The 17,451-nt window shown below is 35.0% G+C and carries 12 protein-coding genes and 1 pseudogene; all 13 read right to left on the reverse strand.

All coding sequences use genetic code 11. The annotated features are described in order from the left end of the window. Nucleotides 1-218: 218 nt before the first annotated feature. A pseudogene (locus tag NGI30_RS11510) lies at nt 219-590 on the reverse strand (cell division protein FtsK); the annotation flags it as partial. Nucleotides 591-991: 401 nt separating this feature from the next. Further along, nucleotides 992-2,665, reverse strand: a complete 1,674-nt coding sequence (rnjB, locus tag NGI30_RS06105; RefSeq protein WP_251943044.1) for a ribonuclease J2 — start codon at nt 2,663-2,665, stop codon at nt 992-994. A gap of 251 nt (nt 2,666-2,916) precedes the next feature. Further along, the gene (gene pnp, locus NGI30_RS06110) at nt 2,917-5,016 is read right to left on the reverse strand and encodes a polyribonucleotide nucleotidyltransferase (RefSeq protein WP_251943046.1); all 2,100 of its coding nucleotides are present in this window, start codon (nt 5,014-5,016) and stop codon (nt 2,917-2,919) included. Nucleotides 5,017-5,365: 349 nt separating this feature from the next. Beyond that, nucleotides 5,366-5,635 carry a 30S ribosomal protein S15 gene (gene rpsO / locus NGI30_RS06115; RefSeq protein ID WP_251516562.1) on the reverse strand — a complete coding sequence of 90 codons (270 nt, stop codon included), beginning with the start codon at nt 5,633-5,635 and terminating at the stop codon, nt 5,366-5,368. A gap of 104 nt (nt 5,636-5,739) precedes the next feature. After that, nucleotides 5,740-6,711: a bifunctional riboflavin kinase/FAD synthetase gene (locus tag NGI30_RS06120; RefSeq protein ID WP_251516559.1), complete on the reverse strand. Its 972-nt coding sequence runs from the start codon at nt 6,709-6,711 to the stop codon at nt 5,740-5,742. A gap of 13 nt (nt 6,712-6,724) precedes the next feature. After that, entirely contained in the window at nt 6,725-7,642 is a 918-nt protein-coding gene (truB, locus tag NGI30_RS06125; protein ID WP_251943048.1) for a tRNA pseudouridine(55) synthase TruB, read from the reverse strand. Nucleotides 7,643-7,765: 123 nt separating this feature from the next. Further along, complete coding sequence (gene rbfA / locus NGI30_RS06130) at nt 7,766-8,113, reverse strand: 30S ribosome-binding factor RbfA (RefSeq protein ID WP_251516553.1); 348 nt, start codon at nt 8,111-8,113, stop codon at nt 7,766-7,768. 408 nt (nt 8,114-8,521) lie between these two features. Further along, the gene (gene infB / locus NGI30_RS06135) at nt 8,522-10,621 is read right to left on the reverse strand and encodes a translation initiation factor IF-2 (RefSeq protein WP_251943050.1); all 2,100 of its coding nucleotides are present in this window, start codon (nt 10,619-10,621) and stop codon (nt 8,522-8,524) included. Nucleotides 10,622-10,625: 4 nt separating this feature from the next. Continuing rightward, nucleotides 10,626-10,943: a L7Ae/L30e/S12e/Gadd45 family ribosomal protein gene (locus NGI30_RS06140; protein WP_251516549.1), complete on the reverse strand. Its 318-nt coding sequence runs from the start codon at nt 10,941-10,943 to the stop codon at nt 10,626-10,628. Continuing rightward, a complete protein-coding gene (gene rnpM / locus NGI30_RS06145) occupies nt 10,940-11,224 on the reverse strand; it encodes an RNase P modulator RnpM (RefSeq protein WP_251516547.1) in 285 nt (94 codons plus the stop codon). The genes NGI30_RS06140 and rnpM overlap by 4 nt, the downstream gene beginning before the upstream one ends. Nucleotides 11,225-11,241: 17 nt before the next feature. Further along, complete coding sequence (gene nusA, locus NGI30_RS06150; protein ID WP_251943052.1) at nt 11,242-12,471, reverse strand: transcription termination factor NusA; 1,230 nt, start codon at nt 12,469-12,471, stop codon at nt 11,242-11,244. A 20-nt stretch (nt 12,472-12,491) separates the two neighbouring features. After that, on the reverse strand, nt 12,492-12,959 hold the full coding sequence (gene rimP / locus NGI30_RS06155; protein ID WP_251943053.1) for a ribosome maturation factor RimP: 468 nt from the start codon (nt 12,957-12,959) through the stop codon (nt 12,492-12,494). Between the two features lie 150 nt (nt 12,960-13,109). Further along, nucleotides 13,110-17,426, reverse strand: a complete 4,317-nt coding sequence (locus NGI30_RS06160) for a PolC-type DNA polymerase III (RefSeq protein ID WP_251943056.1) — start codon at nt 17,424-17,426, stop codon at nt 13,110-13,112. Nucleotides 17,427-17,451: the final 25 nt, after the last annotated feature.

Genomic DNA, 17,451 nt, shown 5'->3' on the forward strand with positions numbered 1-17,451 from the left:
ACTTTATTATGTTTACGTTTTTCTTGTAGACTTTCAGATGCATCTTGCCCTTTCGTTTTCATATTTTCAAAAAAGATTTTAGATACATCACGGTGTTTTTGTTTCATGAGTAAAATAATGCTTGAAATAAACAATAAAAGTGTCATGAAAATAACGCCTGCGATTGAAATAAGCGGAATACTTAAACTTAAAAGATAATGCCCGAGTAAACCACCACCGAAATTTGGGAAGTAAGTATCTTTGTATGAGTGATATACATGAGATAGCACCGGTTCTCTTTCGGCTTTCGCTCTATGTGTAAAGTAAAAAACGATATGGGAAACAAGTAGAAGTACTACTTGTAAAATAAATGCTCCGACCGTTCGTCGCGTTTTTGGTAAAGCTTTAAAATAAGTTAAGAATACTGTACTGATTAAGATGAGTACGTATGTTAAGTAACGACTAATCCCAAATAAATAGTTGAAGAAACTATCTACCATTGTACCTACAATGCCTAGTTGAAAAGCACCTAACACAATTAATATAAATATAATAATTGCGACTATATATCTAATTGGGCTATCTTTTTGGTTTTTCTTTCGATTTGTCATCTTTTTCTTTCTAGTTGGTGTTTTTCTTTTGGTGTTCGTTCTTTTTTTAGTTTGGGCCACATCTTGCACCTTCTTTTCAAATATAATTTCTTTGTATTGTAAGTATGTTTAACTAAAAAATAGTACGTTTCAATTTTTTATTCTATTGTCTTCGTTATATGTATCGTTCACCATTTTATTGCAACGACTTTATAACAATTATCATATCATATTGAACAAGTTAAAATGTTTAAAATTTAAGTTTCTATGTAAGTGCTATATGCTTATCATAATATCATAAAAGAGGTAAAGACAATGGGCGCTTTTAAATATAAGTTTAGTAGATTAATGCAGGTTCATCATCTACTATCATATATTTACCTAAGCGTTTGCCTTAACCTCTTTGTTTATTAATTATTGATTTAAATTTCAGAAATAACTGGAATAATCATTGGTCGACGTTTTGTGTTTTCAAATAGTAATTTACTAATTTGATCACGCATATTTTGTTTTATTTCTGACCATTCAATTCTTTTCTCTTGCAGTCCTTCTTCAACAATTTCTCGTACTTTTTCTTCAGCTTCGTTTAACAACTCTTCGCTTTCACGAACATATACGAAACCTCTTGATTGAATTTCAGGGCCTGCACAAATGCGTCTGTTTTTCGGATCTAACGTTACAACAGCGATAAATATACCATCTTCTGCTAATAAATGACGGTCTCTTAATACGATGTTGCCTACGTCTCCAACGCCGATACCATCAATGAGTACGTTACCTGAATTAACCTTTTCGTTTAAAATCATTTCCTCGCCGTTATAATTAACTACATCGCCTTTTTCAACTAAGAATATTTTCTCAGGTGAAACGCCAGCTTCATTTGCGAGTTTCGCATGAGCGATTTGCATCTTGAACTCACCATTAACTGGAATGAAATATTCAGGTTTCATCATATTAATCATCATTTTTAATTCTTCCATGCATCCATGACTAGATGCGTGGATTTTCTTATTATTTGGAATGATTTCAGCGCCAGCACGCACTAATTCATTTAGTGTATTACCAACGATTACTTCCATATTTGCTGAAGCTGTAATCGCTAAAAATACTGAATCTCCTGGTTCAATGTTCATAATTTTATGTTTTTGTTGAGCCATTTGATTTAATGCTTCAACCGGTTCACCTTGCATACCCGTTGCAATGATAATCACTTCATTTTTAGGATAATTTTCAACCTCATTAATTGGAATTAATAAATCTTTAGGTATATCAAAGTATCCCATTTTACGAGCAATGTTAAACGAACTTTCTAATGAACGACCAAGGAATGATACCTTTCTATTCAATTTGCTCGCTAAATTTAACACTTGTTGGATGCGTATAAAGTTTGATGCGTAGCAAGATACTATTAATCTTCCCTTAACTTTTGTAAATGCATCATGCATATGTGACTCGATAACATTTTCAGGTGTGATATAGCCAGGTTTCTCTGCCTCTGTAGAATCACTGATTAATGCAAATACACCATCTTCACCAATTTCAGTCATTTTCTTCAAATCCGGTGCATAATGCTCATGTAAACTTTGATCAAATTTGAATTCACCAGTATAAACAATGGCACCATATGAAGTATGAATACAAACACCTAAACTGTCAGGGATACTATGTGTCGTATTAAAGAATGTCACATTTACACCTTTAAAACGCATAATTGACTCATTATTAACTGTATAATATCTAATCTTTTTGTTGATATTACGTGCCTTCATATTCTCTTTGATTAAGCCAATCGTTAGCTTTGAACCATATACAGGTGCATCTACCTGTTCTAACACGTAAGAAACCGCACCAATTGCATGTTCGTGCCCATGTGTTAGGAAAATTCCTTTTAATTTTTCTTTATTATCGATGACATACTGAATGTCAGGTATTACGATGTCTACACCTAGCATTTCGTCTTCGGGAAACATCAAACCTGCATCTAACATAAACATTTCATCGTCTACTTCAACGATATACATATTCTTCGCAATTTCTCCTACTCCGCCTAGAGGGATGATGCGAATATTTTTATTCTTTTTCTTTATTAAACTCAAAATGTTACCTCCTATGTAAAATCCCCGTCCGTAATAAACTCATATTTCATTATAAGTTAAAATATGCCTTATGTACACTATTAAAGTAATAGCTATCAACTTCGTAAAATTATTAATATGGCCCTTATTTTTCAAAAGATTGCCAGGGCTTTTTTTATACCGCATTAATAAAATGAGCTATTCGCAATGTTTAGTATTTAAACACTGCGAATAGCTTAAAAATAATTATTAAATTTACTTATATAAAGACATTAATCATTTAAAAGCACTTTATGAGATGCGTTCACGCGACCTTGTTTATCGATTTCAGTCACTTTCACTTTAAATGTGTCGCCTACTTTTAATACATCTTCTACTTTATCAATGCGCTCTTTAGCAATTTGTGAAATGTGTACTAAAGCATCTTTACCTGGGAATAATTCGACAAAAGCACCATATTTTTCGATACGTTTGACTTTCCCATCGTACACTTGACCTACTTCCGCTTCACGCGTGATATCTTCGATAATCTTACGCGCAGCTTCTATTGCTTCTTTATCTACAGCACCGATAATAGTCGTACCATCTTGTTCAATGTCTAATTTAACGCCAGTTTCATCGATGATTTCATTAATTTTCTTACCACCAGGTCCAATAACGTCACGAATTTTATCCGGTTTAATTGTCATCTTTTCTACTTTAGGTGCATACATACTTAGTTCAGTACGTGGTGTATCTATCGTTTGCATCATATGATTTAAAATCGTCATACGGCCTTCACGTGCTTGATCTAAGGCTTCTTGAATAATCTCTTTCGTTAAGCCATCAATTTTAATATCCATTTGAATCGCTGTGATACCTTTAGAAGTACCTGCAACTTTAAAGTCCATATCTCCTAAAGCATCTTCCATACCTTGAATATCTGTTAATATTGTATAACTATCATCACGTGTCACGAGACCCATCGCAATACCAGCTACAGGTGCTTTAATAGGAACACCAGCGTCCATTAATGCTAAAGTAGATCCACAAATTGATGCTTGTGATGAGGAACCGTTTGATTCTAATACTTCACTTACAACTCTCACAGTATAAGGGAATTCAGTAACATCAGGTATAATATGTCGTAGTGCACGTTCACCTAATGCACCGTGTCCAATTTCTCTACGACCTGGTGAACGAACAGGACCTGTTTCACCAACTGAGTAATTTGGGAAGTTGTAATGGTGCATGAAACGTTTTTGTTCTTCTTCACCAAGTCCATCTAAGATTTGATATTCACTCATTGAACCTAAAGTTACAACAGATAACGCTTGAGTTTGTCCTCTTGTAAACAATCCTGAACCGTGCGCTCTTGGTAATAAGCCTACTTCAGTATCTAGTGGTCTAATTTCATCTGTTTTACGTCCATCTGGTCTGATTTTTTCTTCAGCAATTAATCTTCTTACTTCTTCTTTAACAAGGTCATTTAATATGCTATGCACTTCTTCGATTAAAGATTCATTCTCTTCGTCTTCTTCATCTACGAATTCGGCAACGACTTTATCTTTAAGGTTATCGATATTGTCATCGCGTTGTTGTTTATCAAATGTAAGCACCGCTTCTTTTAATCCATAAGATTCAGTAAGTGATTGTACTTTTTCAAACAACGTTTCATCTTGTTCTTCTGGAATGAATTCTTTCTTCTCTGGTTGAAGATTATCAATGATTTCTTCTTGGAATGCCACTAAGCGTTGAATTTCACTATGTCCAAAGAAGATTGCATCTAACATTTCTTCTTCTGTAATTTCACTTGCGCCAGCCTCTACCATGTTGACAGCATCTTTATGACCCGCAACTTCTAAATCTAGTAATGAAACTTCTTTTTGTTCAACAGTTGGATTAATGATATATTCACCATCAATATATCCAACATTTACACCAGCGATTGGGCCTTGGAATGGAATGTCTGAAACACTTAATGCCATAGATGAGCCAATCATTGCTGCCATTTCTGGTGAACAATCTGGATCTGCACTTAATACAGTATTCATTATTTGAACATCATAACGATAGCCATTTGGGAATAACGGTCTTATCGGTCTGTCAATGAGACGAGCAGTTAAGGTCGCTTCATCACTTGGGCGTCCCTCACGCTTTTTAAAACCACCTGGTATTTTACCTGCAGCGTACATTTTTTCTTCGTAGTTTACCATTAATGGGAAGAAATCACCTTCACGTGGTTCCTTAGAAGCAACTGCCGTAGATAATACGACTGTATCACCATATCGAACGAGAACTGCACCATTTGCTTGTTTAGCTAATTGACCAGTTTCGATTGTTAATGATCTATTCGCCCATTCGGTTTTGAATACTTTTTTCTCTTGAGACATTGCGAATCTCCTCTCATATATCTAATACATCTATCATATCATTTATTACTTTATTTTTATAATGGAACTTATTATTTTTGGTCACAATTTGATTATATTAAAATGTAGAGTGCATAACTGTATAACTCGTGAATAAATGTAGGTTTTCTCTACATTTCGAATTCAAATTTAAACGTATTTTGAATATTGATACAACTAACTCTTCAATACATTTTTCAGTTCATTATGTATATTATAACTAACAACTTTTTATCGTAGTTTCAATTTAATATTTTCAAAAGGCTCATAATATAGAATTAGCCTGAGACACACGTTGATGCCTCAGGCTTAATTAAATATCCGTGTAGAATTAACGACGGATGCCTAATGATTTAATTAATTCACGGTAACGTTGAATGTCTTTCTTACGTAGGTAGTTAAGTAAATGTCTACGACGACCTACCATTTTTAATAATCCACGACGTGAATGATGGTCTTTTTTGTGAATACGTAAATGATCGTTTAATGCACTGATTTCCGCAGTTAAAACAGCTACTTGAACCTCTGGAGACCCAGTGTCTGCTTCGTGTGTACGGTATTCTTTGATTAATTCATTTTTACGTTCTTGTGAAATTGCCATAATCAATTTCCTCCTTAATTAGTTTTTACGTGCCTCAATCTGAGCAAAACGTCGGAGTCTCGAAATGCCAAGATAAAGGTCCTATATGTCATTTAAATACTGACTTAAATATTATATGATAAATCATCACCAAAATCAACCGCTAATAAATACTTTGCACGCTCTTTATCTTTATTCATTTGTTCAACAAGTGGATCAATACCATCAAATTTTATTTCTGGTCTTAAAAAATGGTGCCAGTAAACAATAACTCGTTCACCGTAAATGTTTTCATCGAAATCAAACAGGTTAACCTCGATAACGATTTGTGCTTTGGCTGGATCATGGAATGTTGGCTTAACCCCTACATTTGCTACGCCACGATACAATTTAGATTCGGGACCAATTTCCATCGTTACAGCGTATACGCCCTTTTTCGGTAACACGTAATCATCACTTGGTTCTACGTTAGCAGTAGGAAATCCAATAGTACGACCGCGTTTTTCTCCTTGAACTACTGTACCTTTAATTCGATATCTATAGCCTAGAGAGTCATTCGCGTCTTGTAATTCCCCTTCCTTAAGCGCCTTACGTATATCCGTAGTTGAAATTTTTTCAGATTCTCTTTCTTGTTTATAAACAGTCGTAGTATTAAAGTGTTCAACTTGATCGAGAATCATCATATTGCCTTTTCCATACTTTCCAAAGGTAAAATCAAAGCCAGCAACACATTCTTTAACATGGTTGTTGATGATATAATTTTCAATAAAATCTTCCACACTGACTGATGCAAATTTGGAAGAAAAATTAATAATTAAACAATAATCTATACCATACGACTCCATAATTTCTACTTTATCTTGTATCGGCGTTAAATAATCAGTACGTTTACGCTCAGGGTTCAACACTACAGAAGGGTGAGGATCAAAAGTCATGACAGCTTTCTTTAAACCAGTTTCTTCTGCTCTTTGGTTTAAAGTTTCAAAAACTTTGGCGTGGCCTCGATGCATGCCATCAAAAAAGCCAAACGCCATCGCCACATCTTCTTTAATATATTGATCTTCCTGTATTGGATGTGTGATTTCAATCACTTTCATGCTACATTCTCCTTTAATTAAATACCTTTTTCGGTTTGATTTCATTGTTTTTTTCAGGATGGGGTTCATATATCGCGTATACTTGTTTAGTTTGTTGATCCACCATGACTACATCAGTAGTAATATTGATATCAAAATCGGTTTTATTAAATTTCTGACCATGTTGGATTTTAAATTTCATTGTTTCATTATCAACGAAAATATGCGTTAACCCTTTCAAACCATATTCTATAGGAAAAAGCTTCTGATGTAATGAACCTTGCTCATGTAATCGACCTACATCTTCCAATGTTAAACTTTCATCGATTTGAAATCCCCCACTTGAAGTTCGTGTGAGCTGAGACATATGTGCAGGTAATGTTAGTGCTCGACCAATATCTGTTGCTAAAGTTCTAATATATGTACCCTTTCCACATTCTACAATGATGTCGAAATGACATAAGTTATCTTCGAAACGAAGATCAGAAGTACGTTCAATTTGATAAATGTCCACTTCTCGTTCTGGACGCTCTACTGTCTCATTATTACGAGCGTATTCGTATAGTTTTTTGCCGTTTACTTTTACTGCAGAATAATACGGAGGAATTTGCTTAATCGTCCCTTTGAATTGCTTAAGTATTTGATCTACTTGGGAGGCGGTTAAATGGTTAGAGGTAACAGATTGACGTTCCAACACTTCACCTGTTTGATCTTCTGTCGTCGTACTTAACCCTAACGTCACTGTGGCACGATAGGTTTTACCCATCTCCATAATGTAGTCACTGACCTTGGTTGCTTTCCCTATACATATCGGTAGGACGCCTGCCACTTCGGGATCTAAAGTACCTGTGTGGCCTATCTTTTTTAATTTTAAAATCTTGCGTAATTTAAACACAATATCATGACTTGTAAAGCCTCTGTCTTTATATACTGGTAAAATGCCATTGTACATTGCTATGATGCCACCTATCATTTTTGTTATTTAATTAATATCTTATCATGATGACGAATGATATGACATAACGAAAAAGCCGAAACATAAAATCTCATCGTTTATGTTCCAGCTTTTAATAAATTATTGATCTTTTTTGTGTAAATCTTGGATAAGTTTTTCAATTTTATTACCGTAATCGATGGACTCATCATATTCAAAGTATAATTCCGGTACTACACGTAATCTCATACGTGAACCTAATTCTGATTTTATATAACCAGTTGCTTTTTCTAATCCTTTAAACGTATCATCAACTTGTTTCTCGTCTCCAAGGACTGTTAAATATACAGTTGCCATAGACAAATCATTCGTTACTTTAACATCAGTAATTGTGAGAAATCCAATACGTGGATCTTTAACTTTGTTATTTGCAATATCCATGATTTCTTGTTTCATTTGTTCTCCAACACGTTCTGCTCTCATATTCATTGTTATTCACCTCTTCCTTTTTCGTATCTCTTTCAAATTTCTTCTTATACACACCATACGAATTATAAGACATTGTATTTAAAGACGTCAACGATAATAGTTTTATATACATGCTATATGCGTTGTTTGAAACATTAATACAAAATATTTTCAATTTCAACACTTAGGCATTATTTTATTTCTTAAGTGTTTTGATACAATTCGAAAATGAAATAAATACAAATAAAATATACCGTCCAATTCCTAACTGTCGTATTATAGTTCTTAATTGTATTGATTCATACATTTTTTGTAACAATATTTGATTGAACGTAGCATTAATTTCATTTTTGAAAAACGAAAACCATGATTTTCAGCTAGATTGTGAAAATCATGGTTTTCAATGACTATAATTGATAAGCTACTATCTTATCTTTTAATTTCAACCATTTCAAATGCTTCAATAATGTCGCCTTCTTTAAGGTCATTGTATTTTTCAATTGTAATACCACATTCATAACCTTGAGCAACTTCTTTAGCATCATCTTTGTAACGTTTTAATGTATCAAGTTCGCCTTCGAATTGTACAATGCCATCGCGGATTACTCGAACACCAGCATTTCTTGTAATCTTACCATCAGTCACGTAACTACCAGCGATTGTACCGACTTTAGAAACTTTAAATGTTTGACGTACTTCAGCTTGTCCAATGACTTGTTCTTCATATTCTGGATCAAGCATACCTTTCATTGCCGTTTCAATTTCTTCGATTACGTTATAGATAACACGGTGTAAGCGCATATCTACACCTTCTTGTTCTGCAGCGCGTTTAGCACCTGCATCTGGACGCACATTAAATCCAATGATAATACCATTAGAAGCATTTGCTAATGTAACGTCTGATTCGTTAACTGCACCGACAGCAGTATGAATGATACGTACGTTTACACCTTCAACATCAATCTTCATTAATGAAGCGGCTAAAGCTTCTACTGAACCTTGCACGTCACCTTTAATGATAACATTAAGGTCTTTCATTTCACCTTGTTTCATTTGCTCGAATAAGTTATCTAGAGAAACATTTTTACTCTCTTGTCTTTGTTGTAAAACGTTTGTTTCACGACGTGCTTCACCGATACGACGTGCTTGTTTTTCATCTTTAAATACTACGAAACGGTCACCAGCTTGTGGTACATCATTGATACCAGTAATTTCAACCGGTGTTGATGGGCCTGCTGATTTAATACGCTGACCTAAATCATTAACCATTGCACGAATACGGCCATAAGTATTACCGACTACTAGTGAGTCACCAACATTTAATGTACCGTTTTGAACGAGTAATGACGCAGCTGGTCCACGTGATTTATCTAATTCTGCTTCTATCACTGTACCAACAGCATGTTTACTTGGATTAGCTTTTAACTCTGAAATTTCAGAAGTTAATACAATCATTTCAAGTAAATCGTCGATACCTTCACCACTTAATGCAGAAAGCGGAACAAAGATTGTGTCGCCGCCCCAATCTTCTGGGATTAAACCGTGTTCAGTAAGTTCTTGCATCACTCTGTCAGGGTTTGATGTTGGTTTATCGATTTTGTTTACTGCTACGATTGTAGGCACATCTGCTTCTTTAGCATGGTTAATCGCTTCAATTGTTTGAGGCATAACACCGTCATCGGCCGCAACAACTAAGATTGTAATATCTGTGACTTGGGCACCTCTGGCACGCATTGTTGTAAATGCTGCGTGACCTGGTGTATCAAGGAATGTGATTTTTTTGCCGTCATTTTCAATTTGGTAAGCACCGATATGTTGTGTGATACCACCTGCTTCACCGGCTGTTACTTTTGTATGGCGGATTGAATCAAGTAAAGTTGTTTTACCATGGTCAACGTGTCCCATGATAGTAACTACTGCTGGACGTTCTACTGTGTTTTCTTCATCGTCCTCGTCATCGAAATAAACTGATAAATCTTGTTCATCGACAACAACTTCTTTTTCCATTTCAACGCCATAGTCATCAACGATGAGTTCTAATGATTCTTCATCAAGAGATTGGTTAATATTAGCCATTATGCCTAGCATAAATAATTTTTTAATGATTTCAGATGAATCAACATTTAATTTTTCAGAAAGTTCACCTACTGTGATGCCTTCTTGGTACGTAATTTTAGATGGCATTTCTTTTGGTTCTTCTGACTCTTGTGGTTTATTACCTTTGTTGTTTTTATTATTCTTTTTGTTGTTCTTCTTATTTTGTTTATTATTCTTTTTATTTTGATTACCTTTTTGTTTAGGTTTATTTGAATTTGCTTGTTGTTTATTTTGGTTGTTTTGTTTAGATGGTTGTTCAGATGATTTTTGTTCATTTGATTTATATTTTTTGTCTAATGCTTTAATTTGATCATCTTCTAAAGCTTGCATATGGTTAGAAACTTCAACGTCCATTTTTTTAAGTTCGTCAATAATTTCTTTACTCTTTAAATTTAATTCTTTTGCATATTCGTAAATTCTTTTTTTACTCATATAGTCACTCCTTACGATATTCATCTATCATTGATATCAGTTTCTTTGAAAAACCATCATCAGTGATTCCTATATTCACACGTTCTTCCTTGCCTAAAGCTTGGCCTAATTCTATTCTCGTTCCAAAAACACGCAAAGGTACGCCATAACTTTCACATTTATCTGTAATGGTTTTAGTTGAATTGACAGAAGCATCTGTAGCAATAATGACAAGTTTTAATTTATTCTTCTTTAAGTCATTTAATATGACGGATTGACCTGTCTTCACTTTTCTTGCACGCATTGCTAAACCTAAAAAATTTACGATTTGAAATTTGTTCATTTAGGAATCTCTTCACGATATATGAGACGTATAATTTCTTTGTAAACGGGTTCTAGCGTCTCTTGACTCGCTTTAAAATATTTTTCTAACACTTGTTTTTGTTGTGCTTCTTCTACTAATTTAACATTTTTAGAAACATATGCACCGCGACCTTGTTTTTTACCAGTAGCATCTGCAAAGATCTCGCCTTCTTTGTTGATGACTACGCGTATTAAATCTTTTTTAGGATGCATTTCGTTAGAAAGTATACATTTACGCATTGGAATTTTTTTCTTTTTCATAAAGCAATCACTCCAAATTATTTCTCAGCGTTTTCATCTTGATCAGTAGCTTCAGCTGTTTCGTGCTCTTCAGTTGTTTCAGTGTCGTCATTCGCTTGCTCTTCTGTTAATTCTGACTCATCTGATTCTGAGTGAATATCATGAGATGATGCAAATGCTTCGCTTTCGCTGTCTTCCATTTCTAACTCATCGTTAGGATAAATCCCTTCTTCACGTGCATCTGATTCTGATTTGATATCAATCTTCCAACCTGTTAATTTTGCAGCTAGTCGTGCATTTTGACCACGTTTACCAATTGCTAATGATAATTGATAATCAGGGACAACAACGATTGTTGATTGATTTTCTTCATCAACAATGACTTGTAATACTTGGGATGGGCTTAATGCATTTTTAACGAAAATCTTAGGATCATCATTCCATTGAACAATATCAATTTTTTCGCCACCAAGTTCTTCAACAACCGCTTCAACGCGTACACCTTTTGAACCTACACAAGCACCTACTGCATCGATGTCTGGGTTATCTGCATGAACACTTATCTTAGAACGGTCTCCAGCTTCACGAGCTACAGATTTCACGATAACAGTACCATCAAATATTTCTGGTACTTCTTGTTCAAATAAACGCTTTAACAAACCAGGATGACTTCGAGACACATAGATTTGAGGTCCTTTTGTTGTTTGTTCTACTTTATTTACATAAACTTTGATTCTTTCATTCGGAATGTATTTTTCATTTGGACTTCTTTCCGCTTCTGATAATACCGCTTCTGTACGGCCTAAATTTACGTAAACATAGCGGTGGTCAACTCTATCAATTAATCCAGTCATGATGTCTTCTTCTTTATCGATAAATTCATCATAAAGAATTTCGCGTTCAGCATCACGTAAACGTTGCATAACAGCTTGTTTCGCTGCTTGAGCACCGACACGACCAAAATCACTTGGTGTAACGTCTTCTTCATAAATATCTCCTACTTCATAAGCAGGGTTACGCACTAAAGCAGTACTTAAGTCAACCTCATCACGATTGTCGAATACTTCTTCAACGACTTCTTTTCGTGCGACAATTTTGAACGTACCTTCATCCATGTTTAACTCAACACGTACGTTTCGCGCACTATCATAATTTTTCTTATAGGCAGTAATTAACGCTGCTTCAATAGCATCGATTAACACTTCTCTTGGAATTTTCTTCTCTTTTTCTAAATATTCAGTAGCTAACAATAATTCATTACTTGACACAATTAATCCTCCTAATCACGTTAAATCATAACAGCATGACGTGCTTTAGCGATTTTATTTCTTGGAATTGTAACTTTTTTCTTTTTAGATTTCTCTTTAACTTCCATCACAATTGAATCGTCTTCAACTGATTGCAGAATACCTAGCCACTCTTTTGCACCTTCAATTGGAGCATATAATGAAACATATACAGGGTTATTGACTGCATTTTGAAAATCTTTTTCCTTTTTAATAGGTCTCTCCGCACCTGGAGATGCTACATCAAGATAGTACATCTCTTGAATTGGATCTTCAGCATCCATGACTTCACTAATTTTTTCAGATGCTAAAGTACAATCATTTAAATCTACGCCGCCTTCTTTATCAATTGCTACACGTAAAAAACGATCTTTTCCTTCTTTTGTAAATTCAACATCAACCAATTCGAAATTCAATTCATCCAACACTGGTTCAATCATTGCTTCAATTTGCTCAGTTAATTTATTCATGCTGACCTCCTTTTATGGCAAATAGAAAAGAGCGGGAAAATACCCCACTCTTTCTGCCTGAGTCTAATTTTTTAAGCACGTTTATTATATCACATGTTATTGCGCTGTACAAATGCGCACACGATCTATGATAAAACATGTGCTTTTTATCTACATATCAAAAATAGAAAGTTGTGCTTTCTCAGGTAAATCTGGTAATGAACCTAGTTCATCTAAATAATCAATAACTTTTTGTGACAGACCTGCTTTTTTATTTAATTCCTCTTTTGATAAGAATGGTCCTTCGTCTCTCGCATCTACAATTCTTTGTGCAACATTTTCACCGAGACCAGGAACTGCAATAAATGGCGGAATTAACGTATCGCCTTCTATGATAAAGTCATACGCTTTACTCTTTTCTAAACTGATAGGTTGAATACGAAATCCACGTTGTGCCATTTCATTCACTAATTCAAGTACGGTTAACGTGTCTTTTTCCTTTTTAGATAAATCCATATAACGACCATACATCTCTTTCACAGTGTTACGGATACTTTCTTTATCCTTTATCATTGAAATAAGATCAAAGTCAGAAGCACGCACTGTAAAATAACTAGCATAATAATAAAGTGGATAATGCACTTTGAAATATGCAATACGTACAGCCATCAATACATATGCAGCCGCGTGGGCTTTAGGGAACATGTATTTAATCTTTCTACATGAATCGAGATACCAATCAGGAACATCATTCCCTACCATGGCTTCAACCATTTCATCAGTTAAACCTCTACCTTTACGTACGAATTCCATTGTTTTAAAGGCTAACGGTGGTTCAATTCCATTATACATAAGATATACCATAATATCGTCACGACAACATATAACGCTCGATAAGTCACAAGTGCCTGAGCGAATAAGGTCTTGGGCGTTACCTAACCATACGTCTGTACCATGTGATAACCCTGATATACGTACCAATTCAGAGAAAGAAGTTGGTTTCGTATCTTCTAACATTTGACGCACGAAACCTGTACCGAACTCAGGTACACCAAAAGTTCCAGTCTTACAAAGTATTTCATCTTCTGTAACACCTAAAGACTCTGGAGAACTGAAGATGCCCATTGTTTCTTTATCATCTACCGGTATTGTCTTTGGATCTATACCAGATAAATCTTGCAACATACGAATCATAGTAGGGTCATCGTGTCCGAGTATATCTAGTTTCAATACGTTGTCATGAATAGAATGGAAATCGAAGTGTGTCGTTTTCCATGCTGAAGATTGATCATCAGCAGGATATTGTACTGGTGTGAAATCATAAATATCCATATAATCAGGTACAACGATAATACCACCAGGGTGTTGCCCAGTAGTTCTTTTGACGCCTGTACAACCTTTAACTAATCGATCAACTTCAGCTCCACGTTTATGAATGCCTTGATCGTTGAGATAGCCTTTTACGAAACCAAATGCCGTCTTTTCAGCTACTGTACCTATCGTACCAGCTCTAAACACTTTATCTTCACCGAATAATTCTTTCGTATAATTATGAGCATGTGGTTGGTATTCACCACTAAAGTTTAAGTCGATATCAGGTACTTTATCTCCTTTGAATCCTAAGAACGTTTCGAAAGGAATATCTTGCCCTTCTTTAATTAATTCAGTACCACATGTTTCACATTTTTTATCAGGTAAATCAAAACCTGACCCGACAGAACCATCGTCAAAAAATTCACTCGTTTTACAGTGAGGACATATATAATGTGGTGGTAAAGGATTGACTTCTGTAATTTCAGTCATCGTCGCTACGAAACTCGAACCAACCGAACCACGAGAACCAACTAAATAACCATCATCTAATGATTTTTTAACCAGGCGTTGTGAAATTAAGTAAATAACTGAAAATCCATTTCCGATAATACTTTCTAATTCTTTCTCTAATCGATCGATAACGATTTGTGGTAAGTCTTCACCATATAGTGCTTTCGCATTAGAATAACTCAATTCACGAATTTCCTCGTTTGCGCCATCCATTCTAGGGGTGTAAAGTTCATCTTTAATCGGAACGACACGTTCTATACGATCTGCTAAAGCATTCGTATTTTTCACAACGACTTCATTTGCTTTTTCTTCACCTAAGAAATGGAATTCATCTAACATTTCATCTGTTGTTCTAAAATGTGCGTCAGGTAAAGTTGTACGGTTCAATGGATTACCTGGTTGAGATGCAATTAAAATCTTACGTGCAATAGCATCATGTTCATGTAAAAAATGCGCATTCCCTGTAGCAATAACTGGGATATCATTGACGCTACCCGCTTCGATTAATCGATCATAGATTTCATGTAATGTATCAGTATCACGTACGAGTTCGCGGTCAATTAAATCTTGATAAAGTGCAGGTGGTTGTATTTCTATAAAATCATAGTATTTAGCAATGCGTTCAACTTGAGATTGATCTTTTTGCATCACTGCAGTAAACACTTCACCTTCATCACATGCTGAACCTACAAGGATACCTTCACGATATTCATTCATTAATGAACGCGGTATTCTAGGCGTTCTATAATAATATTTAACTAATGAATCGCTGACGATTTTAAATAAGTTCTTCAAACCTTGTTGGTTTTGGACAATGAGATTGACATGGGTAGGACGAGCACGCTTATAAGCATCTTCATTCGAAAGTGACTGATTAATGTCTTGGTGATTGTATACTTCAAGCTCTTCTAACTGTTTAAGCATTTTGATAAAAATGTATGCTGTCGCTTCCGTATCATAAATCGCACGGTGGTGTTGCGTAAGTTCTACACCGTATTTCTTAGCTAAGAAATTTAATCCATGTTTACCAAACTCAGTGTTTATCGTACGTGATAGCTCTAACGTATCGATAACTCCATTTGTCGATTCACCAAGGCCAACACTTTCATATCCTGTATCTATAAAGCCCATATCGAAAGAAGCATTATGAGCTACGAAAATGGCATCGCCAACCCATTCCTTAAATTCTGTTAACACTTCGTCAATTTCTGGTGCATCGACTAGCATATCGTCTGTAATATGCGTTAAGTTTTTAATCGTTTCAGATAGACGTTCGTGTGGATTACTAAAGCGTTCGAATTTATCTACTATCTCACCATCTTCAACTTTAACGGCTGCGAGTTCGATAATTTTGTCGTATTGGTTGGATAAACCCGTTGTCTCGACGTCAAAAACAACATATGTTGCTGATTTCAGGTTACGGTCTTTGGGCTTATAGGCAATTGGCACGCCGTCGTCAACGAGCATACCTTCCATACCGTAAATCATTTTTATATCATTTTTTTCAGCTGCTGCATGGGCATCTGGAAATGCTTGAACAACATTATGATCCGTCACAGCTATTGCCTGGTGGCCCCATTTAGCTGCTTGCTCAACGTATGAACTGATATTCGGTATACCATCCATTTGACTCATTGAAGAATGCAAGTGAAATTCTACGCGCTTTTCTTCAGCCTTATCTTGTTTAGGATTTTTCTTTATTTCCTCAATATCAGACATCATCATCACGAGATCACGCACGAATGTATCTTCTTCAATACGTCCTTGTGCACGTACCCATTTTCCTACACTCAGTGCTTTGAGATGATCTAAGTCATCTTTATTTTTACGTGTGAACATTTTTAATACGAGTGAGTCCGTATAATCAGTAACTTTAAGTTCTACAATATGACGTCCACTTTTTAGTTCTTTAAGATTAATATCAAAAATAACACCTTCAACTGCTACTTTAAATTCTTCTTCTAAGATAGACTCAATCGGACGTACATTTTCAATTTGAATTGGTTTTCCAATCTGACATTTTGATACTGAACTTTCGTTATTATCTTGTTGTTTGGCTTTTTCAGCTTTCATTTTTTCTAATTTCTCAGTTGCTTCGCGGGCACTTTTTTGATCTTCTTCTTGAATATGTGCTTCTAGTGATGCTAAATTTTCGTCATTTTCTGTATCATCTGTTTCAAAAATAACTTGGTTAATGTCAAAACCACACTTCTTATAAGCATCTGTTAAATGACCATTACATGCTTTATCAAAATGTTGACGTTCGATATCATTTTGACAAACAACCTTTAAAACATTTCCAGACATGATTAATTTCTTTTGTTTTAACTGCCCTTTCACTTTTGGTGACAGTTGTGTTTGATCGATACAATGACTGAAATATTTTATCGCTAGCTCATCTTGAGGTGTCGTATCACGTACAGAAATATTATAATCAACTTCCGCAATTGGACTGAACTCTTCTTTAACTGCATGGGTAAACAGTAAATAATCTTCTACTGATAAAAAATATGGAAACACAAATTGAAACAGCCATGTGCGTTTAGATGTCGACACATCTACACGTGTTAATTCGCTCTGTTCGATAAATGAGGCATCTAACTGATTTTCCATTTTAATTTGATCTACAAGTACTTTAAATTTTTCCTGATTTGTCATTGTCATGACATGAACCACCTAACTTTCAATA

The organism is Staphylococcus sp. Marseille-Q5304 (genome assembly GCF_943737015.1).
Lineage (GTDB): Bacteria > Bacillota > Bacilli > Staphylococcales > Staphylococcaceae > Staphylococcus > Staphylococcus hsinchuensis.

What these genes read in the sequence shown, in the direction of transcription:
- pnp (WP_251943046.1), bottom strand. Translation starts at nt 5,016, where the DNA reads ATGTCTCAAGAGAAAAAAGTATTCAAAACCGAATGGGCGAATAGATCA.
- rpsO (WP_251516562.1), bottom strand. Translation starts at nt 5,635, where the DNA reads ATGGCAATTTCACAAGAACGTAAAAATGAATTAATCAAAGAATACCGT.
- NGI30_RS06120 (WP_251516559.1), bottom strand. Translation starts at nt 6,711, where the DNA reads ATGAAAGTGATTGAAATCACACATCCAATACAGGAAGATCAATATATT.
- truB (WP_251943048.1), bottom strand. Translation starts at nt 7,642, where the DNA reads ATGTACAATGGCATTTTACCAGTATATAAAGACAGAGGCTTTACAAGT.
- rbfA (WP_251516553.1), bottom strand. Translation starts at nt 8,113, where the DNA reads ATGAATATGAGAGCAGAACGTGTTGGAGAACAAATGAAACAAGAAATC.
- infB (WP_251943050.1), bottom strand. Translation starts at nt 10,621, where the DNA reads ATGAGTAAAAAAAGAATTTACGAATATGCAAAAGAATTAAATTTAAAG.
- NGI30_RS06140 (WP_251516549.1), bottom strand. Translation starts at nt 10,943, where the DNA reads ATGAACAAATTTCAAATCGTAAATTTTTTAGGTTTAGCAATGCGTGCA.
- rnpM (WP_251516547.1), bottom strand. Translation starts at nt 11,224, where the DNA reads ATGAAAAAGAAAAAAATTCCAATGCGTAAATGTATACTTTCTAACGAA.
- rimP (WP_251943053.1), bottom strand. Translation starts at nt 12,959, where the DNA reads ATGAATAAATTAACTGAGCAAATTGAAGCAATGATTGAACCAGTGTTG.
- NGI30_RS06160 (WP_251943056.1), bottom strand. Translation starts at nt 17,426, where the DNA reads ATGACAATGACAAATCAGGAAAAATTTAAAGTACTTGTAGATCAAATT.